24 protein-coding genes are annotated in these 25330 nt (G+C 61.5%); 9 read left to right on the top strand and 15 right to left on the bottom strand.

Features of this window, described 5'->3' with window-relative positions:
* Window positions 1–188: 188 nt before the first annotated feature.
* Entirely contained in the window at window positions 189–2093 is a 1905-nt protein-coding gene (gene htpG / locus KG088_RS12000; RefSeq protein WP_213825763.1) for a molecular chaperone HtpG, read from the bottom strand.
* Between the two features lie 101 nt (window positions 2094–2194).
* Window positions 2195–2524 (bottom strand): YkvA family protein, encoded by a 330-nt coding sequence (locus KG088_RS11995; protein ID WP_213825762.1) that lies wholly within the window; start codon window positions 2522–2524, stop codon window positions 2195–2197.
* 168 nt (window positions 2525–2692) lie between these two features.
* On the opposite strand from KG088_RS11995, the gene KG088_RS11990 reads away from it, so the two are divergent.
* On the top strand, window positions 2693–4669 hold the full coding sequence (locus KG088_RS11990; protein WP_213825761.1) for a transglycosylase SLT domain-containing protein: 1977 nt from the start codon (window positions 2693–2695) through the stop codon (window positions 4667–4669).
* Between the two features lie 34 nt (window positions 4670–4703).
* Here the strand turns inward: KG088_RS11990 and KG088_RS11985 are convergent, their stop codons facing one another.
* The gene (locus tag KG088_RS11985; protein WP_213825760.1) at window positions 4704–5348 is read right to left on the bottom strand and encodes a LysE family translocator; all 645 of its coding nucleotides are present in this window, start codon (window positions 5346–5348) and stop codon (window positions 4704–4706) included.
* A 298-nt stretch (window positions 5349–5646) separates the two neighbouring features.
* Between KG088_RS11985 and KG088_RS11980 the strand changes: the two genes are divergently transcribed.
* Entirely contained in the window at window positions 5647–5853 is a 207-nt protein-coding gene (locus KG088_RS11980) for a cold-shock protein (RefSeq protein WP_089794949.1), read from the top strand.
* Window positions 5854–6043: 190 nt separating this feature from the next.
* Here KG088_RS11980 and KG088_RS11975 read toward each other — a convergent pair whose 3' ends face one another.
* From KG088_RS11975 to yegS, 3 genes are all read right to left on the bottom strand, one after another.
* Window positions 6044–6859, bottom strand: coding sequence for a midas domain-containing protein (locus KG088_RS11975; RefSeq protein ID WP_213825759.1), 816 nt, complete (start codon window positions 6857–6859; stop codon window positions 6044–6046).
* 69 nt (window positions 6860–6928) lie between these two features.
* Window positions 6929–7357, bottom strand: coding sequence for a VOC family protein (locus KG088_RS11970; RefSeq protein WP_213825758.1), 429 nt, complete (start codon window positions 7355–7357; stop codon window positions 6929–6931).
* A gap of 49 nt (window positions 7358–7406) precedes the next feature.
* Window positions 7407–8342, bottom strand: coding sequence for a lipid kinase YegS (gene yegS, locus KG088_RS11965; RefSeq protein WP_213825757.1), 936 nt, complete (start codon window positions 8340–8342; stop codon window positions 7407–7409).
* Window positions 8343–8474: 132 nt separating this feature from the next.
* On the opposite strand from yegS, the gene KG088_RS11960 reads away from it, so the two are divergent.
* The 5 genes from KG088_RS11960 (at window position 8475) to KG088_RS11935 (ending at window position 12778) form a co-directional block, all read left to right on the top strand.
* On the top strand, window positions 8475–10079 hold the full coding sequence (locus tag KG088_RS11960; RefSeq protein WP_213825756.1) for a cation:proton antiporter family protein: 1605 nt from the start codon (window positions 8475–8477) through the stop codon (window positions 10077–10079).
* A gap of 142 nt (window positions 10080–10221) precedes the next feature.
* A complete protein-coding gene (locus KG088_RS19960) occupies window positions 10222–11718 on the top strand; it encodes a DUF1538 domain-containing protein (protein WP_319941427.1) in 1497 nt (498 codons plus the stop codon).
* Window positions 11715–12065 carry a P-II family nitrogen regulator gene (locus KG088_RS11945; protein WP_213825755.1) on the top strand — a complete coding sequence of 117 codons (351 nt, stop codon included), beginning with the start codon at window positions 11715–11717 and terminating at the stop codon, window positions 12063–12065. The genes KG088_RS19960 and KG088_RS11945 overlap by 4 nt, the downstream gene beginning before the upstream one ends.
* Window positions 12055–12474 carry a CBS domain-containing protein gene (locus tag KG088_RS11940; RefSeq protein ID WP_250148226.1) on the top strand — a complete coding sequence of 140 codons (420 nt, stop codon included), beginning with the start codon at window positions 12055–12057 and terminating at the stop codon, window positions 12472–12474. The genes KG088_RS11945 and KG088_RS11940 overlap by 11 nt, the downstream gene beginning before the upstream one ends.
* 16 nt (window positions 12475–12490) lie before the next feature.
* A complete protein-coding gene (locus tag KG088_RS11935) occupies window positions 12491–12778 on the top strand; it encodes a hypothetical protein (RefSeq protein ID WP_213825754.1) in 288 nt (95 codons plus the stop codon).
* A gap of 80 nt (window positions 12779–12858) precedes the next feature.
* Here the strand turns inward: KG088_RS11935 and pepN are convergent, their stop codons facing one another.
* From pepN to KG088_RS11910, 5 genes are all read right to left on the bottom strand, one after another.
* Complete coding sequence (gene pepN / locus KG088_RS11930; RefSeq protein WP_213825753.1) at window positions 12859–15489, bottom strand: aminopeptidase N; 2631 nt, start codon at window positions 15487–15489, stop codon at window positions 12859–12861.
* A 108-nt stretch (window positions 15490–15597) separates the two neighbouring features.
* Window positions 15598–15975 (bottom strand): YbaN family protein, encoded by a 378-nt coding sequence (locus KG088_RS11925; protein WP_213825752.1) that lies wholly within the window; start codon window positions 15973–15975, stop codon window positions 15598–15600.
* A 175-nt stretch (window positions 15976–16150) separates the two neighbouring features.
* Window positions 16151–16687: an Hsp20/alpha crystallin family protein gene (locus KG088_RS11920; protein ID WP_213825751.1), complete on the bottom strand. Its 537-nt coding sequence runs from the start codon at window positions 16685–16687 to the stop codon at window positions 16151–16153.
* Between the two features lie 147 nt (window positions 16688–16834).
* Window positions 16835–17320: a YajQ family cyclic di-GMP-binding protein gene (locus KG088_RS11915; protein ID WP_213825750.1), complete on the bottom strand. Its 486-nt coding sequence runs from the start codon at window positions 17318–17320 to the stop codon at window positions 16835–16837.
* A gap of 111 nt (window positions 17321–17431) precedes the next feature.
* On the bottom strand, window positions 17432–17905 hold the full coding sequence (locus tag KG088_RS11910) for a GNAT family N-acetyltransferase (protein ID WP_213825749.1): 474 nt from the start codon (window positions 17903–17905) through the stop codon (window positions 17432–17434).
* A gap of 182 nt (window positions 17906–18087) precedes the next feature.
* Between KG088_RS11910 and KG088_RS11905 the strand changes: the two genes are divergently transcribed.
* Entirely contained in the window at window positions 18088–19599 is a 1512-nt protein-coding gene (locus KG088_RS11905) for a RimK family protein (RefSeq protein WP_213825748.1), read from the top strand.
* 57 nt (window positions 19600–19656) lie between these two features.
* Entirely contained in the window at window positions 19657–20256 is a 600-nt protein-coding gene (cobO, locus tag KG088_RS11900) for a cob(I)yrinic acid a,c-diamide adenosyltransferase (RefSeq protein WP_213825747.1), read from the top strand.
* A gap of 81 nt (window positions 20257–20337) precedes the next feature.
* Here cobO and KG088_RS11895 read toward each other — a convergent pair whose 3' ends face one another.
* The 4 genes from KG088_RS11895 to hflK all read right to left on the bottom strand — a co-directional run bounded on the left by KG088_RS11895 (window position 20338) and on the right by hflK (window position 25185).
* A complete protein-coding gene (locus tag KG088_RS11895) occupies window positions 20338–21633 on the bottom strand; it encodes an adenylosuccinate synthase (RefSeq protein ID WP_213825746.1) in 1296 nt (431 codons plus the stop codon).
* 69 nt (window positions 21634–21702) lie between these two features.
* Window positions 21703–22902, bottom strand: coding sequence for an ATP phosphoribosyltransferase regulatory subunit (locus KG088_RS11890; RefSeq protein WP_213825745.1), 1200 nt, complete (start codon window positions 22900–22902; stop codon window positions 21703–21705).
* A 153-nt stretch (window positions 22903–23055) separates the two neighbouring features.
* Window positions 23056–23937 (bottom strand): protease modulator HflC, encoded by an 882-nt coding sequence (hflC, locus tag KG088_RS11885; protein ID WP_213825744.1) that lies wholly within the window; start codon window positions 23935–23937, stop codon window positions 23056–23058.
* Window positions 23938–25185, bottom strand: coding sequence for an FtsH protease activity modulator HflK (gene hflK / locus KG088_RS11880; RefSeq protein ID WP_213825743.1), 1248 nt, complete (start codon window positions 25183–25185; stop codon window positions 23938–23940).
* Window positions 25186–25330: the final 145 nt, after the last annotated feature.

Below are 25330 nucleotides of genomic sequence, written 5' to 3'. Positions count from 1 at the left end.
CCCCCGGCGATTTGCTTGCTGCGGCAGCGCCCTGTCGATACAGGCGTCTCGCTGGTAATAATGGCGAATGTTAGCAGGCGATCGCCGAAAACCCGAATAATACCGCGCCGCACAACGCAACACCCCCGCTGACCGATCGATCAGCGGGGGTATCAGGACATAGTGTTGTCTGCCTAGCAGGCGTAGGTTCAGGCGGTCAATAGCGCATTGAGGCGCTTGACGTAGGCAGCGGGATCGTCGAGATGGCCGCCTTCAGCCAGAATCGCCTGATCCAGCAGGATGCGGGCGAGATCCGCAAATCCCTCGCCCTCGACGCTTTCGAGGCGCGCGACCAGTGCATGCTCGGGATTAAGCTCGAGAATCGGCTTGACCTCCGGCATCTTCTGGCCCGCGGCCTCCATGATGCGCCGCATCTGAAAGCCCATTTCGTGTTCCGGCAGCACCACACAGGCCGGCGAGTCGGTAAGGCGGTGAGTGACTTTCACTTCCTGCACCTCGTCCCCGAGGGCCTCCTTGACGCGTTTGACCAACCCCTCCTTGGCCTTGGCAGTGTCTTCCTGCGCCTGTTTTTCCTCTTCGTCCTCGACGTCGCCGAGGTCGAGATCGCCCTTGGCCACATCAACGAAGCTCTTGCCCTCGAACTCGGTGAGATGGCTCATCAGCCACTCATCGATGCGATCGTGCATCAGCAGAACCTCGATGCCCTTCTTGCGGAAGATTTCCAGATGAGGACTATTCTTGGTCGCGTTGAAACCATCGGCGACGATGTAATAGATCTTCTGCTGCCCTTCCTTCATGCGCTCAACGTACTGAGCCAGGGACTGATCCTGAGTGGTGCTGTCGGTGTGGGTGGAGGAGAAGCGCAGCAGCGAGGCGATCTTGTCGCGGTTGGCATAGTCCTCTGCCGGCCCTTCCTTGAGCACGCTGCCGAAGGTGTTCCAGAAGGTCTGATAGCCTTCCGGGTCCTTGGCAAGCTTCTTGAGCATATCCAGCGCCCGCTTGGTCAAGGCACTCTTGATCTTCTCGACCTTGGGGTCCTGCTGCAGTAGCTCACGCGACACATTGAGCGACAGCTCACGTGTATCCAGCACGCCCTTGATGAAGCGCAGGTACAGCGGCAAGAACTGCTCGGCATCGTCCATGATGAAGACGCGCTGCACATAGAGTTTCACACCGCGGGCGCCATCGCGCTCGTAAAGGTCGAAGGGCGCGCGACCCGGCACGTAAAGCAAGCTTACGTACTCGAGCTTGCCCTCGACCTTGTTGTGGCTCCAGACCAACGGGTCGCTGAAATCGTGGGCCACATGCTTGTAGAAGGCCTTGTATTCCTCGTCGGAAATCTCGCTCTTGGGGCGCACCCAGAGAGCTGTGGCCTCGTTCACCGTTTCCCAGGTGGTCGTCTCGCTGCCTTCTATGGCATTGCCGTCTTCATCCTTGGCCGTCTCGACCTTCGGCATGCGAACCGGCACCTCGATGTGATCCGAGTACTTGCGCACCAGGCTCTGCAGACGGAAGTCGTCGGCAAACTCCTTCGCGTCCTCCTTGAGATGCAGAGTGATCTCGGTGCCGTGCAGGTCCCGCTCGACGTCGGCGACGGTGAATTCGCCTTCGCCCTTCGACTGCCACTCAACACCCTCGGACTTGTCGGTGCCGGCCTTGCGGGTACGCACCGTGACTTCATCGGCGACGATGAAGCTGGAATAGAAGCCGACGCCGAACTGGCCGATCAGCCGCGCGTCCTTTTGCTGTTCGCCGGAGAGTTGCTTGAGGAACTCGGCGGTGCCACTACGAGCGATGGTGCCGAGATTCTCGATTACCTCATCGCGATTCATGCCGATGCCGTTGTCGCGCAGAGTGACGGTGCCGGCCTCGGCATCATGCTCGATTTCGACGCGCAGTTCGCTGTCGCCTTCATAAAGCGCATCGTTGTCCAACGCTTGATAGCGCAGCTTGTCGCAGGCGTCGGCGGCATTGGAGATCAACTCGCGCAGGAATATCTCCCGGTTGGAGTACAGCGAGTTGATCATCAGGTTGAGAAGCTGCTTGACTTCGGTCTGAAAGCCCAGCGTCTCTTCACGCGTAGCGGTAGTCATGTATGAAATCCCTCATCGAGTGCACATCACGACGGCGCAGGAGCACCGGCGATCTCAAGACTGAAGGGGATATGGGGTTCGACGAGCGGATTTCAAGCGTGCTATTCGACCGGAACGTCTTTCGCTCCACGCCACTGACGGTAGTCCGAAAGCGCCATGTCGACGCGCGTGAGCAGCCAGCCGACAATGAAGACATCGTCGACCAGGCCCAGCAGCATGATAAAGTCGGGAATCAGGTCGAGGGGCGATATTAGATAGGCCAGCGCCGCCAGCATCCAGCCGAACGCACGCCATGGCACCGGTCGGTAACGCCCACTCAGCACATCGCGGGTCATGGGCAAAAACCATTTGAGCGCCCCGGCCATCTGCCCCAGCATCCGAGAACGGCGCCTCAATCGACCGACTAGTGTCAAACCGCCTTTCTTGGCCATTTCGTCTCCTCCTTGCTGACTCCGACAACCCCACCGACCACGGGTGCTTTACTGGCGCACCGACATGCCTTTCAGTCACTGTCGCCTATTTGCGACACTACTCATCTACCCCCTCATCGGCGAGGATAACCACTATAATCGATTACTTAATCTCATGAGGGATCCCAGATGCCTGCACGCCTCTTCTCTCGTGAATGGCCTCGTGACTGGCATCGTTGCCGGCACGCCCTGGTAACGGTCATTTTGCTGGGCACGCTGTCACCGGCAGTGGCACAGACGAACGACGACGCCATGCGCGAGGCGCTGGACGCGGCCCGCCAGAAACAATGGCAGGAGATCGATCACGTCGCCATCGAGGACCATGTCTTGATTGGCTACGTGGCCTATCACGGACTGCTTCAACGCCTCCCCCATGCCGACCCGCAGGAGGTGCTAGCCTACCTCGAGCGTTATGCGGATTCACCGCTCAGTGACTGGATGCGCGGCCAAGCGATCGCTCGCTATGGGGAAGCCGGTCGCTACGACGACCTGCTGGCCGTCGCCGACGGTGTTCCCGAAGGGACTGAGCGTCAATGCCACTACTATTCGGCCATACTCGATCGGGAGCCACAAGTCGCCGCAGAAGGTGGTCGCAAGCTGTGGCAAGTGGGACGCTCCCAGCCGGAAGCCTGCGATGCGCTCTTTCAGGCCCTGCGCGACAGGGACGAGATCGGCGAAGAAGACGTCTGGGCGCGCAAGATGCTGGCCTGGCGAGCCGGCGAAACCGGCCTGATGCGCTATCTCGATCGCATGCTCGGTAGCCGCTGGCAGGATGGACGTGCCGCTCTCGAGCGGCTGCAGAAGGATTATAGCGCCGTGACCCGCATCCCCACCTGCATCGGTCCCGACTGCCGGGGCAGCGGCCCGCTCTTCGCCGCGGCCATGCACGGCTTCACCCGGGCCGACACCGAAGCCGCGCTGGAGGCCTGGCACAAGATCGCGCCACACTTGTCAATCGATGCTAGGCATCGAGAAACCATTGAGCGCGATCTGGCTTTTTATGCGTTGGTGCGCGATACCGACCGTCATCGGGGCTGGACCGACGACACCGTGGCGCGGCTCGCAGACCCCGAGCTGCTGGAGCTGCGGGTTCGCGATGCCCTGGCCGAACGCGACTGGCAGGCCGTGATCGACTGGATCCATCGCATGCCCGACGATCCTCGCCGGGACGCCCGTTGGCAGTACTGGCTGGGTCGGGCCCTCGAACGGCTCGGCGATCCTGTCACGGCAGAGTCTGCCTATGCCGCCGCCGCCGATCAGCGCAGCTTCTACGGCTTCGCCGCGGCCGACCGCCTCGAGCGCCCCTACGCCCTGAACCTGGAGCGCAACGGCTTCGACGACGATTACCGACGAGAGGTGGCGAACTGGCCAGTGGTTCGGCGCACGGAGGCTCTGATGCGCATCGGTGAACCAGGCCTGGCCGGCAGTGAATGGTATCGCGCAGTGGCCAACGCCAGTCCGCGTGAGGCAAGGGCCATGGCGGATTATGCCCAGCGCCGCGGCTGGCTGGCCAAGTTGGTTCAGACCACCATCGCCGGCGGCATGTGGGACGCGCTGAATTGGCGCTTTCCCGAGGCCTATCGCGACGACTTTATTCACTGGGGGCAGCAGAACGGTGTCGATCCCTACCTGCTGATGGGCATCGCGCGTCGCGAGAGTGCCTACAACCCTGCAGCCCTTTCCCCTGCCGGCGCACGGGGCCTGATGCAAGTGATGCCGGCCACCGCCACCCAACTCAGCCGCCAACTGGGCATCGCCGATCCCGGCCCGTACGGAGTGCTTGACCCCGAAACCAACATCCGGCTCGGCAGCACCTACATCCGCGACATGTTGGACCGCTATCAGGGCAACCGCCTCGCCGCCACCGCCGCCTACAATGCTGGCCCTGGCCGGGTCGATCGTTGGCTGCGAGAGGCTCCGCAGGAGTTCGACCTGTTCGTCGAGAGTATTCCCTTCCGCGAGACACGTGCCTACGTCCAGGCGGTCCTTTCCTATCGGGCGATATTCGAAAGTCTCGCCAACGACGGTAACAGCGAGGGGGTCTCGATGCTGAGTGATACCGAGAAGACCGTGCGCTACGACGTTTCGCTGCTGGCACGAAAATGATGGGTGAGCAGTTCGCTTGTGACAGCTCCCGGCGTTAGCCAGGGAGTCGCTGCAACGCCAGTTTCACGCCCAGTGCGACCAGCACGGCTCCCGTGACGCCATTGAGCCAGCGAGCGAACCGCGGGCTTCCCAGCCATCCGCCGGCAGTACCGACCATCATGGCAATTGCCACCTGCCAGGCATTGGCAATCATGAAATGCACGCCGGCGAGCCACAATGACTTGGCGAGCGCGGGATCGCTTGGGGCAATGAACTGTGGCAGGAAGGCCATGTAGAAGACCACCGTCTTGGGGTTGAGCACATTGGAGAGAAATCCTTCGCGCAACGGTCGCCAGGCTGACTCCCGCGGATAATCATTAGGGCTCTCGTTCAGCACCAATCTCTTGCCACGACGCGCTGCCAACAGGCTCGTCACCCCCAGCCAGATTAGATAGGCGGCCCCGGCAAGCTTGAGAAGACCGAAGGCCCAGGCCGATTGCAAGAGGATCAACGAGATACCCAGTGCCGACACTCCGGCATGCACGAAGAGCCCACAACTAATGGCCAGGCTGGTGAGTATGCCATCGCGCATGCCACCTCGCGCGGTGTTGCGGATAACCAGCAAGGTGTCGACCCCAGGGCTAACGGTCAACAAGGTGATGGCCACCAGAAAAGACCAGAATTGGTCATCCATCCACATAACAAGGCTCGCGTGAAGATGAAAAAAATGCGCAATTCCGTTGCTGGACGCATGGCGGCTATGCAACTAGAGTAACTTTTGCGGGAGGTAAAAACGACCGAAGCGAAGGGCCTGACGGCCTTGAGCAAGTGTTGCGCTCCTACCGCTGTGCAGGGTTGAGAGTAAAGTTCGTCGATGGCACCTCGACTCCGTCGATAAGCCGTTTACGTATTTTTTCTTGTGACACCTGTACATTTGGGGCCCTCGAACCACCTCGGGTGCCCTGTATGATTATTACCGTAAGTTAAGGAAATCGACGATGGCAACTGGCACTGTCAAGTGGTTCAACGACACTAAAGGCTACGGCTTCATTTCTCCCGATGACGGCGGGGATGATCTGTTTGCCCACTTCTCCGAAATTCAGGCTGAAGGTTTCAAGAGCCTGCAGGATGGCCAGAAGGTCTCCTTCGAGGTCACCCAAGGCAAGAAGGGCCTTCAGGCCTCCAATATCCGTCTCGCCAACTGAGCTACCCTCTCCGGTGGAACGGCGCTGCAGCGGTCCGACCCTGTCCGGCTAACAAGCTACTTTAAGCAAACCAGACAATATTCGCGGCCATAAGCATGTAGCGAGAAACAGGAAGGCCCACCAGATGGTGGGCCTTCTTTATGACGCCAGGTTTTACGACAGGCGGCCAAGATGTGTCGGCAGTGCAAGCTCAGGGTGATTCGTCGAACGCAGCAGGTTCGTCGCTGTCCATCGGTTCGTCGATTTCCAGTGGCTCATCGATCTCCATAGGTTCCAGTTCGGGGATCTCATCTTCTCCGACTTGCTCGAACTGTTCTTCCAGGCGTCGACTGGCTTCCTCGAAGCGCCGCTCCTGCTCTTCAATGATGGCATCGATATCACTGCTGGTGGGCTCGCCCGCTCGTGCTGCCTCCTCATCGATCGTTGAGCCGATATCGTCGATCGACTCCATTTCCGAGTCAAGCGACTCTTCGTCGAGGCTGTCAGGTACAGCGGGCTGACTTTCCACCTGCTCGAACTGCTCGTCGATACGCTGGCTGGCCTCATCGAAGCGGCGCTCCTGCTCCTCGATGATGGCATCCACGTCATCGGTAGTGGTTTCTCCGGGTAACGCCTCGTCCCCCTCAAGGCTGGTCCCCGGCGATTCCCCGAGTGTCGTTTCGGCGTCGGCCTCCATCTCGTCGTCATCGCTTGCCGCGGCCTCGTCGTCATCGCTTGCCGCGGCCTCGTTGTCCTCTGCCGTCTGTCCATCGGAATTGGCATTGCTGTCCGTCGCAGACGCCGAATCCGGTGCAGTGTCGTCATCAGGTGGCGCCTCGGAAGTAGCAGCATCGCCCTCCTCAGAGGCCGCGGCGTCCGATGCCTCAGGCGTTTCCTGAGCCTCCTGTTCCGCTTCAGGCTGGCTCGGCTGCGTCTGGGACGGCTCGGGCTCGTCCTCACCATTGCCACAGCCAGCGAGACCCAGACTCAGGGCCATGACCAGCGGTATCCAGGGTTTCATTGCCATCCTCTTGCTCCTGACGAAAAGACCATATTGCAGCAGAGCGACAGCCCTCCCGCAAGGCGATGTGAACCGTCATGTGGCAAACAGTTGCCCGGCAATATCGCGAAACGCCTTGAACTCCAGCGCATTACCACTGGGGTCACGGAAGAACATGGTGGCTTGTTCACCGGGTTCGCCGCGAAACCGGATGTAGGGCTCGATCTCGAAACGCACCCCTGACGCGGTCAGCCGGTCTACCAGCGCCTCCCAATCGCTCATTTCCAACACTACGCCAAAGTGGGGCACCGGGACGCCATGACCGTCAACAGGGTTACGGTGATCATCGATGCCCTTGTCGCCCAGGGCCGGATTGAGATGGCAAACGAACTGATGACCGAAGAGATTGAAATCGACCCAGGTATCGCTGGAGCGGCCCTGCGGGCAACCCAGCAGGTCTCCGTAAAAGCCACACGCTTCCGCCAGGTCACGGACCTGAACGGCGAGATGGAAAGGCGTCAGCATGGGAGGATCCTCCGTTGTTTGACCAATGTCAGTCGCTATCATGCCGCGACTATTGTCGGCTGGCCAGCTGAGCGGACGTGTCCGGTCGCTCGCGGGACAGCAGAGCGCAGTCGGGGGGAAGCACCAGAGACAGTGCCCCTGGGTCTAGCTCGACGCGAAACTCCTGGCGCTGGCAGGGCTCACCGTCGAGGGTGATGGGTAGCTCGACATCACCCTCGAACGTCAGCCAGGGGGTGCGAAAGACATCGACGAACTCACCCTGCCGGGGACGAGACTGAAGCTCGGCGATGACCTGCCGCATTTGTGACAGGCCCTTGAAGTCGCGAATGACCAGGACGTCAAGCAGGCCATCATCAAGCTTGGCTTCCGGCGTCAGCGGTTGTCCTCCCCCGGCCTGAATACCATTACCGATGGCGAGAAGAAACAGTGAGGCGCGGCGCTTTCCTCCCTCCCACTCCAGTTGGCCTGGATAGAGCTTGTATTGCCAGGCACGCAGGGCGCCGATCAACGAATAGGCGCCTCCGCCGAGGAGGCGCTTGAGTGTCTTGGGAGTGGACGAGGTGATTTCCGGACCGAAGCCGCCGCTGGCCATGTTCAGATAATAGTGATCACCGAGCCGCGGCACATCCACGGGAAAGGCGTCCAGCTGCATGGCCGCCCCCAGGGCCGGCTCGGCATCCAGTGGCAACCCCACCGAGGTCGCCAAGTCGTTGGCACTGCCCAGAGGCAGGATTCCCAACTCGGGACGGCGCCCCCGCGGCAATCGCATGAGGCCTTTAACAACCTCGTTGACCGTGCCGTCGCCGCCTCCGGCAATTAGTCGTTTCACTCCCGTCTTGCCTGCCTGCTCAGCCATACGCGCCGCATCGCCCGGCTCCCAGGTCACGAACACCTCGAAAACATCACCTGCCTTGCGACGCGCATTAACGGCCTCCCTCACCGCCGGCAACTGGGCCTTCATGCCGTTTAGAATGAGCGAAATCATGTCAACTCCCTGAAGATTTCCTGGTCTTGGCGCACATTTACGCGCCCCACCGAATGGTGGAAGGGCATGTCATTTACTTTACGTCTTCCCTACACTGTCTGTCTTCCCGAAGCGTGCTGAACTGGACTGTGCATGATCAACCCGGCCTTTCTTCTGGCAGCCTTCGTCGGTGGCTTCGCAGCCATGGCCCTGCGGCTACCGCCCCTGGTGGGTTTCCTGGTCGCCGGCTTCGCGCTCAACGCCCTGGGCTACGACAAGACACCGTTACTCGAGACCCTGTCCGGCATCGGCGTCACTTTGCTGCTCTTCACCATCGGCCAGAAGCTCGACGTGCGCACCCTGCTGCGGCGGGATGTCTGGGGGAGTGCCTCCCTGCACATGTTGGCATCGACGCTGCTGATGGTGACGTTGCTGTCGCTGTTCAAGTGGCTGGGACTAGGGCTAGGCCTGCTGGACGGCGCCGGCTGGCAAACCCTCCCCCTGCTGGGCTTCGCGCTGAGCTTCTCCAGCACCGTCTTCGTGGTCAAGATTCTCGACAAGCGCAGCGAAAGCCAGACCGCCTACGGGCGCCTGGCCATCGGCGTACTGATCATGCAGGACATCTTTGCCGTCTTCTTTCTGACAGCCTCCACCGGTGAGTTGCCAAGCCCCTGGGCCCTGGGCCTGGTGCTGCTGATCCCTTTGGCGCCGCTCCTGCGCACCCTGCTCGACCGGCTCGGCCACGGCGAGATGCAGATCCTGTTCGGCATGCTGCTGGCCCTGGTGCTGGGCTACTCGCTCTTCGAGTCGGTCGGCGTGAAGGGCGACCTTGGAGCCCTGATTATTGGGCTGCTGCTGGCACCACACTCCTCGGCGCAGAACCTCGCCCGATCAATGTTCAACCTCAAGGAACTGCTGCTGGTGGGCTTCTTCCTGAACCTCGGGTTGACCGCTATGCCGAACTGGACGCACCTCGGCATGGCCCTGATGCTGGTGGTCGTACTACCGCTGAAGAGTCTGCTCTATCAGTTCATCTTCTTGCGCTTTCCCATGCGCAACCGGACCTCAGTGCTGGCTACGCTCAGCCTGTCCAACTACTCGGAGTTCGGCCTCATCGTGGGCACCATCGCCGTCGCCAGCGGCTGGCTGAACGATCAGTGGCTGGTCGTCCTGTCGCTGGCCGTGGCCATCAGCTTCGCTGCCTCAGCCATCCTCAATGGCTTCAGCGAAGGAATCTATCGCCGGATCGAATCCAGGCTACCGCAGCACGACCCTCGGCAACTGGCACCCCGCGACCGGCCCATCGAGGTCGGCGACGCCGAGGCCGTGGTGCTGGGCATGGGTCGCATCGGCCGCAGCGTCTACCGTCGCCTGCAGAAGGAATACGGTCTCCGCGTGCTGGGCATCGACAGCAACACCCATACCGTCGAGACTCTCGGCAAGCGCGGCTTCAACATTCTCGAGGGCGATGCCGTCGACTCGGATTTCTGGGACAAGCTGCTGATGTCCCATGGCGTCCAGATGGTCGTACTCGCTATGCCCCACCATGCGGGCAACCTCTTCGCCCTGAAGCAGCTGAAGTCACGTGCCTTCAGAGGGCGCATCACCGCAATCGTCGAATACCCCGAGGAGATCGAGCCGATAATGGCGCTCGGGGCCAATGCGGTCTTCCACGTCTACGACGAGGCAGGTCGGGCGCTGGCTGACAGCGCCGCCGAGGAGTCCGGTGTCGAATCCATTTCACGCCAGTTGGGCTGATGGAAAAAGCGAACCTTGATTCACATCAAGCTCACTCTGCAGCCGGGCAGGTCATTGATGATAGATTGTGGCTCGTATTTCCCCGTCCCGAGCGGCATGGCCGGCGAGGTTGGTAGATAACAGGGAAAAGAGGGGGTCGGTCTTGGCTGAACAACTCAGGGACTTCGCCCACGCGCTGCTCCACGCACTGCGCAACCTGTTGCCCATCATCCTGGTGGTGGTGGCCTTCCAGACCTTTCTACTACGCCAGTGGCCGGAGGGTGGCCTGGCCATGGCGGTCGGCCTGTTGATCGTCGCTCTTGGCGTGGCGCTCTTTCTTAGGGGACTCGAACTGAGCATCTTTCCGGTCGGCAAACGACTAGCCAACCAGTTCGCTCGCCGTGGTTCGATGCCGATCCTGATGCTATTCGGCTTCGCGATAGGTTTTTCGGCCGTCGTCGCGGAACCGGCCTTGATCGCCGTTGCCGAACAAGCCTCGCAGATCAGCGGAGGTCGCATCGACGCGCTGACTCTGAGGCTGATCGTCGCCTCCTCGGTCGGCTTGGTCATGGCGCTGGGGGTGTTTCGAGTGATTCTCGGCCACCCGCTACACTGGTACATGATCATCGGCTACATGTCCGTCGTGGCCGTCACCTTCTTCGCCCCTGAGGAAATCGTCGGGCTGGCCTACGACTCTGGCGGTGTGACCACCAACATCGTGACCGTTCCGCTGATCGCTGCCTTGGGCATCGGCTTGGCCTCCTCGATCCAGGGGCGAAACCCATTGATCGACGGCTTCGGCCTGGTGGCATTGGCGGTGATGGTGCCCATGATCAGCGTGCAGCTCTACGGCATTCTGGTCTTCGGCGACCCGGGCAACGCGGCAGGGAATGCCGCGCTGATCGACACCCAGGCGAAAGTCGAGGCACCCGGTGGCGTGATGGCGATGATACTCGAGCTGTTCTCCATGCTGCGCGACGTGCTGCCGATCATCCTGGTGATCCTGTTCTTCCAGTACCTCGTTCTCCAGCGGCCAATGGCCAACCCACTCAGGGTAGCGACCGGCTTCGCGCTGGTGATCATCGGGCTCTACGCCTTCGTAGTAGGCCTCAAGCTGGGGCTCTTCCCGATCGGTCGCAACATGGCGGAGCAGCTGATCGCCCTGGACAGCTGGTTATGGGTCTATCTGTTCGCCTTCTGTATCGGTTTCGCCACCACCATGGCCGAGCCGGCGCTGCTCGCCGTAGGCCAGCAGGCCGAGGAGGCCGCCGCCGGGAAGATCCAGGGCAACGTGATCCGGCTGCTGGTCGCGCTGGGTGTCGCCATCGGCATCACCATCGGCGTGCATCGCATCATCACCGGCGACTCCATCCACCATTATATTATCGGCGGCTACCTGCTGGTGATCGTGCTGACAGCGCTGGCACCCCGCTACATCGTGGCCCTGGCCTTTGACCTAGGGGGCGTCACCACCTCCGAGGTGACGGTGCCATTAGTGACGGCGCTGGGCATTGGTTTAGCCAGTCAGATTGATGGTCGTAACGTGCTGATCGATGGCTTTGGTCTGATCGCCTTCGCCTCGATCTTTCCTATTGTGACCGTAATGAGCTATGCCATTCTGATGGAGCGCGTGATGAAAACGAGAGGCAAGACGACATGAAATTTTCTCTACTGGTCGCCATCGCTCCGGAGGAGCTCGAGAAGGCGTGCATCGATGCCGCCACCAACGCCGGGGCCGTGGGCATGACGCTGATGTCAGGCCGTGGCATCGGCGGCGAACGCAAGAAGACCTTCTTTGGCCTGACGTTTGAAGGCAGCCAGAGCGTGCTGTTGATAACGCTAGAAAAAAGCCTGTCCCTCAAAGTACTCAAGGCCATACGCAAGGTCCTCAACCCCGCCGGTGACGACTCACAAGGCCTGGTCATGACGCTTCCCGTGGAACACCTGGGCGGCATCGATATGTCCCAGGTCAGGCGCTTCGAGGAACAACTCAGGCATGAGCACTGAACCCAACCGACGGAGAGACACCATGCTGGTCAAGGACATCATGATGCGCGACCCGGTAACGGTGTCGCCTTTCGCCACCCTGCGCGATGCACTCGGGCTCATGAAGCGTCATCGCCTCAAATGTCTAGTCGTCGAACAACAGGACCCCCACGACGCCTGGGGCCTGATCACCTATACCAACATTCTCAAGACGATCGTCGCCGAGAACGGCGACATCGACCTGATCAACGTCTACGATGTGTGCGCCAAACCGGCAATCGGAGTCGGCGAATCGCTCGACGTGAAACACGTAGCCAGCCTGATGACCAGCAGCGTGGTGAAGCGCGTGCTGGTGCTCGACGACAACCGATTGCTCGGCCTGGTGACCATGGATGACATCGTCGGGACCGTCATGGACCTGATCGAGTGATGCTGGAACCCTATTAATGACAGATTTCTTTGCTTGGCTCGGCAGCACCATAGGCGACATCATCCGTTTTCTGGTCGACCTACTGACCAACCTCTTTGCCAATCTGGGCGACTCCGTCGGAGGTTTCCTGAGCGGGCTCTCCGAATCACTGGGCATCGCCCCTTCGCTGGTCAGCCTGGGTGTGTTGATCATCGGTCTGTGGTTGCTCTGGAAAGGCCTGCGTGCCATTACCCGTGGGGGTCTGATTGCCGCTTTGATCTGGTGGCTGCTGGCTGTGCTCGTGCTTAGCTGGCTGATCAACTAGCGTTTCACCCTGTTACCCTTTACAGACGACAACGCCGCCTCAAAGGCGGCGTTGTCGTTGACGGGTCCTGCGTCGGGCGGTTACGCCAAGGCCTTCTCGACAACTTCGTAGACATTGGGCGAAAGCTCCTCGACACGGATGCGTTCGAGCTCGGCTTTCATGAGTTCCTGGCGCGGCTCCTCGAAACGCTGCCAGCGCGTCAGCGGCATAATGATCCTGGCCGCAATCTCCGGGTTGAGTGTGTTGAGTGTGATCACCACGTCGGCGAGTAGCCGGTAGCCGGCGCCATCGAGACGATGGAAGTTGACCCGATTCTGCGCAAAGGCACCAATCAAGGCGCGCACCTTGTTGGGGTTCTTGAGCGAGAAGGCGGGATGATTCATCAGGAACTTGACCCGTTCCAGGGCATCCGCCTGGGGGCGGGTCACCTGAATGCTGAACCATTGATCCATGACCAGCGGGTCGTGGGCCCATGCCTCTCCGAAGGCCTTGAGTGCCGGCTCGGCGATATCGGTACGCGAGCTGTGAACCAGTAGAGTCAGAGCATGGCGCACATCGGTCATGTTGTGGTCGGCATTGAACTGGGCGCGCGCCAGTTCGATGCCCTCCTCTTCCTCGATCGCCATCAGGTAGGCAAGCGCCACGTTCTTGAGGCTGCGCTGGGCGATCTGTTCAGGTATCGGGGCATACGCCACGTCGGAGCGGTTCTCTTCAAAGAGGCGCAGGAAGTCATCACGCAGTGCCAGCGCCAAGGACTGCTTGACGAATTCGCGAGCGGCATGAATGGCATCGACATCCACCAGCGCCTGCTGCTCGGCAATATAGGCCTCGGTGGGCAGTGTCAGCATTTCGGCAAGCACTGCCTTGTCGTCGGCCTCGTCAGCCAGCAGGCTGCGGAAGGCGTCCACCACCCGGGTATCCATGACCTTCTCGACCCCATTGCGATGCGCGGCGATCAAGTCTTCCAGGGCCAGCATGGCCAGTCGCTGGCCGGCATCCCAGCGGTTGAAATCATCCGAGTCGTGCTGCAGCAGGAAGGCCAGGTCCTCACGGCCATAGGGGAAGCGCAACTTCACCGGAGCGGAGAACCCACGCAGCAGCGACGGCACCGGCGCCTCGGTGACATCGGTGAACACAAATTCCTGCTCCTCCTCGCGCAGATGGATCACCGCATCGCTGCCCAGCGACTCGCCGTCCAGGGTCAGCGGCAGGTCACGGCCGGACTTGGTGCCCACCAGGCCAAGGCGCAGCGGAATGTACAGCGGCTGCTTGTCGGGCTGGCCGGGCGTCGCCGGAATCCGCTGTCGCAGCACCAGGCGATACTCGCACTTGGCGTAGTCGTACTCACCATGTGTATCGATTTCCGGCGTACCGGCCTGCGAGTACCAGCGCATGAACTGGGAAAGGTCAAGACCCGACACCTCCGCCATGCAGCCGACGAAGTCCTCGATCGTCACCGCCTGGCCATCGTAGCGCTCGAAATACAGATCGCTGCCGCGCCGGAAGGCCTCCCAACCCAGAAGGTTGCTCAACATGCGCACCACCTGGGCACCCTTCTCGTAGATGGTCAGGGTGTAAAAATTGGTGATCTCGATGTAGTGATCCGGCCGAATCGGGTGCGCCGTGGGGCCGGCGTCCTCGGCGAACTGGGCGGTGCGGAAGAAGGAGACGTCCTGAATCCGCTTGACCGGGGCCGAGTTGGTATCGGCACTGAAACACTGGTCGCGAAAGACCGTGAAGCCTTCCTTGAGCGATAACTGAAACCAGTCGCGGCAGGTCACCCGGTTGCCCGACCAGTTATGGAAGTATTCGTGGGCAACGATTCCCTCTACCTGCTGGAAGGCCGCATCGGTCGCGGTATGCGGATGGGTCAGCACCGCCGCCGAGTTGAAGATGTTGAGCCCCTTGTTTTCCATCGCGCCCATGTTGAAGTCGTTGACCGCGACGATCATGAACAGGTCGAGGTCGTACTCACGACCGTAGGTGTCCTCGTCCCATTTCATGGCACGCTTCAGGGACGCCATGGCATGCTCGGTCTTGTCGAGATTCTCCTCTTCCACCCATATCTGCAGCGTCACGTCGCGCCCACTCATGGTAGTGAAACCGTCCTCGACCTTTTTCAGGTCGCCGGCCACCAGCGCGAACAGGTAGCTGGGCTTTGGGTGCGGATCGTCCCAGGTGGCGAAATGGCGACCGCCGGGCAGTTCGCCACGCTCCACCGGATTGCCGTTGGAAAGCAGGATGGGCAAGTGGGCGGTCTCGCCGATAACCGTGGTGGAGAAGGTCGCCATCACGTCCGGACGGTCCGGGTAATAGGTGATGCGCCGAAATCCTTCGGCCTCGCACTGTGTACAGTACATACCATTGGAGAGATAGAGGCCCTCGAGGGCGGTGTTCGCCTCTGGCGCAATTTCCACCTCGGTGTCGAGCAGGAAGCGTTCTGGAACGCGGTGTATCGTCAACCCCGCATCCGACAGCGCATACTCATCATCGTCCAGCGGCTGCCCGTCGATGGCAATGGCCTTGAGGGTCAGCTGTTCGCCGTCGAGCATCAGCGCAGTGCCGGGACCATGCTCGGGATGGCGATCCAGATGCAGGCGTGCCTTGACGCGCGTCGCTAATGGGTCGAGGTCGAACGTCAGCTCGGTGTGCGTCACGCGATAGGCGGGAGGCCGGTAGTCGCTCAGGTAGGTCGGCTGCGGTTCGGACATTCAGTAAGGCTCCTGTCTGGAATTACCAAACATTGTACGGCGCCGCTGCCGCTTATCCCAAAACAACGATCGTGGCGGGTCCTCGGAAGAACACCCTACCACGCAACGTCAGGAGCTGATGGCAGGTTCGGGCCGCGTGAAGATCCACACCCCGATCAACGAGAGCCCTGCAATCAGGGTGAGTTTGAGCCACAGAATGCCAACGGTGAAGACAAGCACCAGCATCGACACACCGAGCATGACGACGGCCAGCCATTTGGCATACCGAGGAATCGCTCCCTCATCCTCCCAGGCGATAACAGCCGGGCCGAAGCGCGGATGATCGCGTATCCAGTCGGCAAAACGTGGCGACCCTCGAGAGGCTGCCCAGACGGCCAGCAGCATGAAACAGGTCGTCGGCATCAGCGGCAGGAAGGCACCGATCACGCCCAGCGCAAAGCTCACCCAGGCGAGAGCGAGATAGGCCGCACGACGCAATGACGGCATGAACGTCCTCCCGATCTAGCCTTCGTAACCACCGCCGAGAATGATGGCGGGACTGACACGTCCATTCAAGCGCATTCACTACCGCCTTGCCAATCGGCTGTGTCTATGACGGCAGTTATCGCGCGTACAGAGAAAAGCCCGCCGTGGGGCGGGCCGAAGAGAAACGCAATGCGGTCTACTGGATGGGAATCTCGCGACGACTGGACGTTACCTCGCCGCTGCGCGGCACGTTCACCGTCAGGACACCGTTGGCGAAGGAGGCCTTGATATCCTCGGCCTTGGCATCCGCCGGAAGATCGAGCACGCGGCGGAAACTACCGTAGGAGCGCTCAATACGCTGGTAGCGATCCTCCTCGGTCTTGTTCTCCTGACGTTTCTCGCCCTCAATGATGAGCTGCTTACCGTCGAGGTTCAGCTTGACGTCCTTCTCGTCGACGCCAGGCACCTCGATGGTAATCACGTACTCCCGGTCGCTCTCGGCTATATCGAGCTGCGGACGCAGCAGCGCCGGCATATCGCCGAGGCGCCCCTCCGGCGAGGGCATGCCGAATTGGCGCATGACGTTGCCCATCCAGCGGTCTAGCTCTTGATGCATGCCCAACATCGGCGACAATTCGGCACCGCGTGGTTGCTCAACCGGTGAAGCACTGGACGGGGCGTCGTTCGCCTCGCTCTTAAACCAATTCCAGGGAGAAAACTTCTGTAGATTCATACGACACCTCCTGTGTCTGAACACATTACGCAATTCCCAAGGGCTAGTTCCCTTTTTCAGTCACAGTATTGGTGGCGAAAGCGCTCTTTTCCAAGTGTACTAAAGCGAACTTGACCTGAATCAGCCTTTGCTGGCACACCTTCGCTGTCAGTCGCGAAAGTTGTCGAATTGCAGCGGCAGCTCAGGGCCACCCTCCCCCCGCAGCAACGCCATCACCGCCTGAAGATCGTCGCGTTTCTTGCCGGTCACCCGGACCTTCTCGCCCTGAATCTGCGCCTGCACCTTGAGCTTGCTGTCCTTGATACGCTTGACCACGTCCTTGGCTTCCTTGGCGTCGAGGCCCTGCTTGAGGATCACCTCCTGACGGGCCCGCACGCCGGAGAGCACCGGCTCCTGAACGTCCATGCAGCGCGCATCGATACCCCGACCGATCAGCTTGTTACGCAGCACATCGAGCATCTGCTTTAGCTGGAAGTCGACCTCGGCCTCCAGCGCGACCGTCTCACCGCTGAGCTCGAAGCTCGCGGTGACGCCCTTGAAGTCGAAGCGCGTCTGGATTTCGCGGTTGGCCTGATCAACGGCGTTGCTGGCTTCGTGACGGTCGAACTCGGAGACGATATCGAAAGAGGGCATGGCGCTTTCCTGTATGACGACGAACCTGGATGACGACGAGGTAATGATTAGCGACGCTGCGATGAACCACACACAGCGGCGTGAACGGCAACGAGTTTATCAGCCCACGAATCAGGACGCGGCCTCGACCGGCGGTGTGAGTAGCTTCGCCATCTGCCAGCCAGCGCTGCCATCTTCATAATAAGCCTCGAGCCAGGCCTCCAGACGAAAGCCCATGCGCCGGTAAAGCCCCAGCGCCACGCGATTGTCGACTCTCACCTCCAGTCCCAACACATCACGTCCACGCTCGCGAGCCACGGCTTCCACTGCCTCCAGCAGGCGCCTTCCGAGGCCGCTTCCCCGAGCCTCGGGGTGAACGCAGAAGGAGTAGAGTCGAGCGCGCCGGCTATTCTGACGAAGCAATACCGTGGCGTAACCCAAAAGGCGGCCGGTTTCATCTTCTGCCACGCGCGTCTCGGCATTGGCCCGATTCAGCAGGTGCCAGAGCTGGCGACGGCTGAAGCGATCACCGCTGAAGGCGAGTTGCTCCAGGCGATAGATGGCATCCAGGTCGCGGGAAGTGGCCTGGCGCAGACTGACAGTCATGTCTTGTCTCCTGATCAGTGGCTGTGATTGTGGCCATCACGTGAGTCACTGTCAGCCGTCTCTACATGAAATATTTTCATTTCTGATTCCGCTTGTTGATAACGAGCCTCACGGTCATGCTAACGGACTTGCCCACATCTCGCCCCGTCTCGTCTTCCGGCTTATCTTCCAGGAAACCCCTCATGTGTCCCTTACGCATCGTCGTCGACCGTCTGGAAGATTGGCAACCCTATTACCCTTCGGAAGACCTGATCACCGCCGACGATTTTCTCTCCCTGGATCGCCGCCATGGCGATACTGCCAACCAGGAGCGATCCACCCATGTGATCAACCTGTGCGGCGAGCTCGATTATCTGGGCACTGGCTACTATGTCTCGCTGCTGGCACAGGCACGCGGACAGCGGGCGATACCTACGGTCGAGACACTCAACGCCCTGTCGCGCAAGGCACTCATCGACCTGCAACTCGATGATATTGCGCCACTGCTCAGCGAGCTGGCCCGGCGTGGCTCGCTTTCAGGTGACCGCCTCTCGTTACGTCTGCTGTTCGGCGAATGCCTGCTGCCCGAGCTGGCCAAGCTCGCCCGCAAGCTGTTCGAGCGACTCCCCTGCCCGCTGCTCGAGGCCCGCCTGGAACGTCGGCATGATCTCTGGCGGCTGGCCAGCCTCAAGCCCTTGCGACTGCGCGACCTTAACGTCGACGAACAGGACCGCTTCGCCGTCGCGCTCAACCGCCATTCGCGCAAGGTGTGGCGAACCCCCAAGGCGCGGCGGCGCTACCGCTTCGACCTGGCGATTCTCGTCGAACCCCAGGAGGCCCTCCCGCCCAGCAACCGCAGCGCGCTCAAGGCCTTCATCCGCGCGGGGCGCAAACAGGGGATCGACGTATCACTTATAACCAAGCGCGACGCGGGACGCCTGGCAGAATTCGACGCACTCTTCATTCGCGAGACTACCGCGCTGGATCACCACACCTATCGCATGGCGCGCCAGGCCGAGCACGAGGGGCTAGTGGTGATCGACGCGCCGCAGGACATCCTGCGCTGTACCAATAAGGTCTATCTGCATGCGTTACTGCAAGCTCGCGGCGTGCCGGCGCCAGAAGGTGTGTTGCTCAAGCGACGCGACCGGCGTCCGCTGGCCGAGCGAGTTGCCGGGCTGAGCTTCCCGCTGGTCCTGAAGATTCCCGATGGCGCCTTCTCGCGCGGCATCGTCAAGATCGAATCGTTGGCGCAACTAGAGCCCGAGGCCCGCCGCCTGTTTCAGGACTCCGCCCTACTGCTGCTTCAGGAGTGGCTACCGACTGAATATGACTGGCGCATCGGCGTGCTCGACGGACAGGTGCTGTTTGCCAGTCGTTACTACATGGCCCGCGGGCACTGGCAGATTTACGACCATTCCGGCGCTCGGGTGAGAAGTGGAGGTTTCACGACCCATGATCCCGCCGAGGTACCCAAGGGCGTGATCAAGGCGGCGCTTAAGGCGACGCGGCTGATCGGCAACGGCCTTTACGGCGTGGATCTCAAGCAGGCCGGGGAGCGGGTGGTGGTGATCGAGGTCAACGACAACCCCAACGTGGATGCCGGCGTCGAGGATGCGATCCTCGGTCGCACGCTTTATGAGCGGATCATGGGCGTTTTCCTGGCACGCTTGGAAGCGCGGGTGCGCGAGGCTCGTAAGACGCCTGCCGGCTGACGAGCGACGGCAAATGACGTACGCTTCGCGATCCCCTTCCAATGTCGAGGAGCCATGATGAGCGATCGAGAATCCCGCCACCAGCAGTCCATGCAGAAACTCAAGGCCCGGGTCGACGAGAAAGTGGCGAGCGCCACCGAGCAGCGCGGCCTGTTGCTGGTGTTCACCGGCAACGGCAAGGGCAAGACCACCGCGGCCTGGGGAACCGTGACACGGGCCCTGGGCTACGGTTACCGAGTGGGCGTGGTGCAGTTCATCAAGGGGCTATGGGAGTGCGGCGAGCGCGACCGCCTGGAAGAGGATCCCAACCTCGACGTAGCCATCATGGCCACTGGCTTTACCTGGGATACCCAGAACCGCGAGGCCGACACCCGCGCCTGCGGCGAGGTGTGGGTCGAGGCCGAACGCCTGCTGGCCGACCCCGCGGTCTACCTGGTGGTGCTCGACGAGATCACCTACATGCTCAAGTTCGGCTACCTGGACATCGCCACCGTCAAACAGGCGCTGGAGAATCGGCCACCGGAACAGACCGTGATCATCACCGGCCGCAATGCGCATCGCGAGCTCACCGCCATGGCCGATACCGTCACCGAGATGCAGGAAGTCCGCCACGCCTTCAATAACGGCCTTCAGGCCAGGCGCGGCATCGATTACTGAATCGCTCGACACCCCGAGTCATTAATCGCGAAAGGCGCCCTCTCGGGCGCCTTTGCTATTTCTGCCGATGACGAGGGATGCTTATTCGTCGAAGGGATTGCGCAGCACGATCGTCTCGTTGCGGTCCGGCCCGGTCGAGATGATGTGGATGGGCGTGCCCACCCGCTCTTCGAGAAAGCTGATGTAGGAGCGAGCATTAGCCGGCAAGTCCTCGATGCGTCGTGCGCCCAGGGTCGATTCGCTCCAGCCGGGCAGGTCTTCGTAGAGCGGCTCGATGGCCGCGTAGCCCTCGGAGTCCACCGGCGTATCGAGCACATCGCCGTCCTTGCTGCGATAGCCCACGCAGACACGAATGGTTTCCAGCCCATCAAGCACGTCGAGCTTGGTCAGACAGATGCCGGAGACCGAGTTGATCTGCACGGCGTGACGCAGCGCCACCGCATCAAACCAGCCACAGCGACGCGGGCGGCCTGTCGTGGCGCCGAACTCGTGGCCACGCTCGGCCAGATGGCGCCCATGGGCATCGAACAGCTCGGTGGGGAAAGGACCGGAACCGACCCGCGTGGTGTAGGCCTTGGTGATGCCCAGCACGTAGTCGAGGTAGAGCGGCCCGACACCCGAGCCGGTGGCCGTCCCGCCGGCCGTGGTGTTTGAGCTGGTCACGAAAGGATAGGTGCCGTGGTCGATGTCGAGCAGCGAGCCCTGAGCCCCTTCAAAGAGAATGTTCTCGCCGGCACGGCGCATCTCGTGGACCAGCCCCACCGTGTCGCAGACCATCGGCAGGAGCTCTTCGGCCATCTCCATCGCCCCGTCGAGCACCTCCTTGAAGTCAACCGGGGCTTCCTTGTGATAATTGGTCAGCACGAAGTTATGGTAATCCAGCACCTCGCCAAGCTTGGAGGCGAAGCGCTCGCGATGCATTAGATCGCCGAGGCGCAGGCCGCGACGCGCCACCTTGTCTTCGTAGGCCGGCCCGATGCCGCGCCCCGTGGTACCGATCTTGGCGATCCCACGCGCCTTTTCGCGGGCCTGGTCCAGGCGCACGTGATAGGGCAGGATCAACGGGCAGGCAGGCGACAGGCGCAGGCGCTCGCGCACCGGCACGCCCTTGGCCTCGAGCTCACGTATCTCCTTGATCAACGCCTCGGGTGACAGGACGACGCCATTGCCGATCACGCAGATCTTGTCGTCCCGCAGCACCCCTGAGGGAATCAAGTGCAGGACGGTCTTCTCGCCGTCGATCACCAAGGTGTGGCCAGCATTATGGCCACCCTGGAAACGCACAACGGCCGAGGCGGATTCGGTCAGCAGGTCAACGACCTTGCCCTTACCTTCGTCACCCCACTGGGTGCCTAGCACGACTACGTTCTTACCCATCAGCTCTGTCTCTCGTTGCGGCTCCGCGCCCGTCCCGGGCCCAGGGCCATGTTCCATGACCACCGGCCCTCAGGCCTGATCGGATGATGAACTTGTCAGGGAAACCACGTCCCAATGGCCGTTGCGGTGTTCCAGGATACGGTCGCAGCGGTGCGCCTCGGGCCCGGTGCGCTGGCCAGGCAGCGCCTGCACGACACGTTCACCGCGCTCGCGCAATGCGGAGACAGCCTCTCTCAGTCCGCCCCCCTCGGCAGGCGCCCAGATGCCATCACGGGCAGGCGCTGCCGAAACCAGCGTGGCGAGCAATTTCAGATCCATGGAAAACCCGGTGGCCGGCCGGGCACGGCCGAAGGCGCGGCCAGTATCGTCGTAGCGCCCGCCCTTGGCCAATGCCTGGCCATAACCCGGAGCGTACGCGGCAAACATCATCCCCGTGTGATACTGATAGCCGCGCAGCTCTGCCAGGTCAACGTATAGCGCTACCTCCGCATGTTCGGCCAGCACGCCACGCTGCAGGGCGCGCAACTGGTCGAGCGCCGCAGCCACGGGTGCTGGCGCCTCGACGAAGGCCTCGCGAGCCTCCTCGAGTACTTCCGGCCCACCATGCAAGCGGCCCAGGGCCATGAACATCTCGGCCAGGGCCGGGTCGTCGACACTCTCTTCGACCCGGGCAGCCAACTCGCCCGGCGACTTGAGTTCCAGCGCCGCGAACAGTGCCCGCTCTTGATCGGCATCGAGCCCGGCGGCCTGAACTAGGCTGCGATAGATGCCAATATGCCCCAAGGCAAGGTGAACTTCGCATGCACCGGCGGCTTTCAGGCTGGCTAGCGCCAGCTGGAGCACTTCCAGGTCGGCCTCCAGACCGGCATGACCGAACAGCTCCACACCCACCTGAACCGGGCTGCGCCCACCCTGATATTGATCGGCCTTGGCCCGCAGCACATTGGTGCAATAGCACAGCCTAACCGGCCCCTGGCGCTTCATGGAATGTGAGTCCATGCGTGCCACCTGGGGCGTGACATCGGCACTGACCCCCATCATTCGGCCGGTCGGCTGGTCAGTGAGCTTAAAGGTCTGCAGATCGAGATCGGTACCGGTGCCGGTCAGCAGCGAGTCGAGAAACTCGACCGGCGGCGGCATCACCTGGTCGTAGCCCCAACGTTGGTAGAGATCCAGCAGCGCTCGGCGGAGCTCTTCCATGCGGCTCGCCTGGGGCGGCAGCACTTCATCCATGCCGTCGGGCAGCAGCCAGCGGTCAGCGATGGTCATGTAAATTATCCTGCAAGACGATGAATTGCCCAGAGGTAGCCAGATCGAAGATGACGGCCACAAAAAAACCGGGCCACGCCCGGTTTCAGGATCTTACCACGTTTGAGTGCGGGATGAACCCCACAGGCGGGTAGCGTACCACCCGCCGACGCGTCATTCCTCGGTGGAAGTCGGACTCTTGAGGTACTGGAAGAATTCACTCGAAGGATCGAGCACCAGCATGTTGCCATCGCCCTCGAAGCTCTCACGATACGCATTCAGGCTACGCCAGAAGCTGAAGAACTCTTCATCTTCACCATACGCCTCGGAGAAGATGCCTGCCGCCTCGGCGTCGCCCTCACCTCGCAAGGTTTCGGAACGCGCCTGAGCCTGAGCAAGCAGCACTTGGCGACGACGATCGGCGTTGGCGCGGATCCGCTCGGCCTCCTCCTGGCCCTGAGCACGCCATTCCCGTGCCTGACGTTCACGCTCGGAGCGCATGCGGTCATAGACCGCGGCCGAGACGTCTTCGGGCAGGTCGATGCGCTTGACGCGGATATCCAGGATCGACACCCCCAGCTCCTCACGCATCAGTGCGTCGAGATCCTCGGCCGGCCCGGTCATCAGGTCATCGCGGCGCTCGGCGATGATCTGCTGCAGATCCAGGCGACCAAACTCGTTACGAAGGCTCTCATCGACCCGTGGCTGGATCAGCCGAATCGCCATCAACTCATCCCCGGATGTCGCCTCGTAGTAACGCGTGGGGTTGACCACCTTCCACTGGACATAGGAGTCGACGATCACGGCCTTCTGCTCGAGCGTCAGATAGCGACTGGGATCGGTATCCAGAGTCAGCACCCGTGTATCGAACTTGCGGATGGTCTGCGTAATCGGAATCTTCGCATGCAGGCCCGGCTGGATGTTCTCCTCGATCACTTCCCCGAAACGCAGCTTGACCGCTCGCTCGGTCTCGTCGACCACATACAGGGTGTTGCTTGCCAACCAGGCGACAGCGGCGATGCCACCGACGATAAGCAGGGAACGATTATTGATCATTTAGCGGCCCTCCCTGCGGATTCCACTGCTGTTGCTATTGCTGCCACTGTTGCTCGACGACTGCGTACTGCGCAGCCGCTCCAGCACACGGGGATCAAGCTCGCCTTCCTCGCCGAGTCTGGCATCGCTGTCTTGCCCGCCACTTCCACCGCCGAGGCGCTGGTCCAGCGGCAGGTACATCAGCGGACTATCCCCGGGCACGTCGACCAGCACCTTCTCGGTGTTGCCGTACACCTCGGCCATTGCATCGAGATACAGACGCTCGCGCATCAAGCCTGGGTTGTCTTCGTACTGTGTCAACAGGGCGGTGAAGCGGTTGGCCTGGCCCTGTGCCTCGGCCACCACGGATTCACGATAGCCTTGACCCTGTTCGACGAAACGCTGGGCCTGACCCTGCGCCTGGGGGATGATGGCGTTGGCATAGGCCATGCCTTCGTTGATGGTGCGCTGGCGATCCTCGCGGGCACGGATGACATCATCGAAGGCATCCTGCACAGCCGTCGGCGGCGAGGTGGACTCGACGTTGAGCGTCTGCAGAAGGATACCGGTACCGTAGCTGTCGAGGTACGACTGTAGCCGGCTGTTGACCGAGCTGCCGAGGATCTCACGTCCTGAAGTCAGGATGTCGATCATGTCGGTGCCACCCACCACGTGACGCAGGGCCGAGTCCAAGGCATTTTCGAGACTGAGTTCGGGGTCACGCACGTTGAGTACATAATCCCGGGGATCGGCGACCTGATACTGCGCCGAGATTTCTACCGAGACGATATTTTCGTCCTGGGTCAACATCGACTGGGTCTGGGTCAAGGAACGCACGCGCGTCACATTGACCATGCGCACATCATCGATCAGCGGCGGGTTCCACTGCAGCCCCGGCGTCACCACTTCCTGGAACTCGCCGAAACGCAGCACTACACCACGCTCGGACTGGTCGACCAGATAGAAGCCGGACGCCGCCCAGATCGCCAGCGCCACCACGATCAACAACCCTGGCAGGGTGAAGACATTGCGCGGTTTGCCACCGCCACTCTTGCCACCAGAGCCGCCGGGCCTGTCACCCTTGCCGCCACGACCCAACATACCGTTGAGCTTGTCCTGAAATTTCTTCAGGGCTTCATCGAGATCCGGGGGCCCCTGGTTGCCGCCGCGGTTATTATCACCGCCGCCACCATTGCCACCGCCGCGTCGACCGCCACCACCACTCCAGGGGTCGTGCTGGTTGCCACCACCAGGCTCATTCCAGGCCATACGTCCTCTCTCCACTATGCGTTGCGTCCCGCGGCGGAAGAGATTCCGCGACGGGCATCGGTTGCGATCCTGTCAGCGCCTGGAGACGGCGCCTTGTGACCCCTTCATTGTTGTGCAGCCTTGCCGTATCTCAGGGCCACGACCG

It is taken from the genome of Halomonas jincaotanensis (assembly GCF_018448785.1).
Classification (GTDB): Bacteria; Pseudomonadota; Gammaproteobacteria; order Pseudomonadales; family Halomonadaceae; genus Halomonas; species Halomonas jincaotanensis.
Note: the sequence above shows the minus strand (reverse complement) of the source record. Positions and strands in the feature narration are given on the sequence as shown.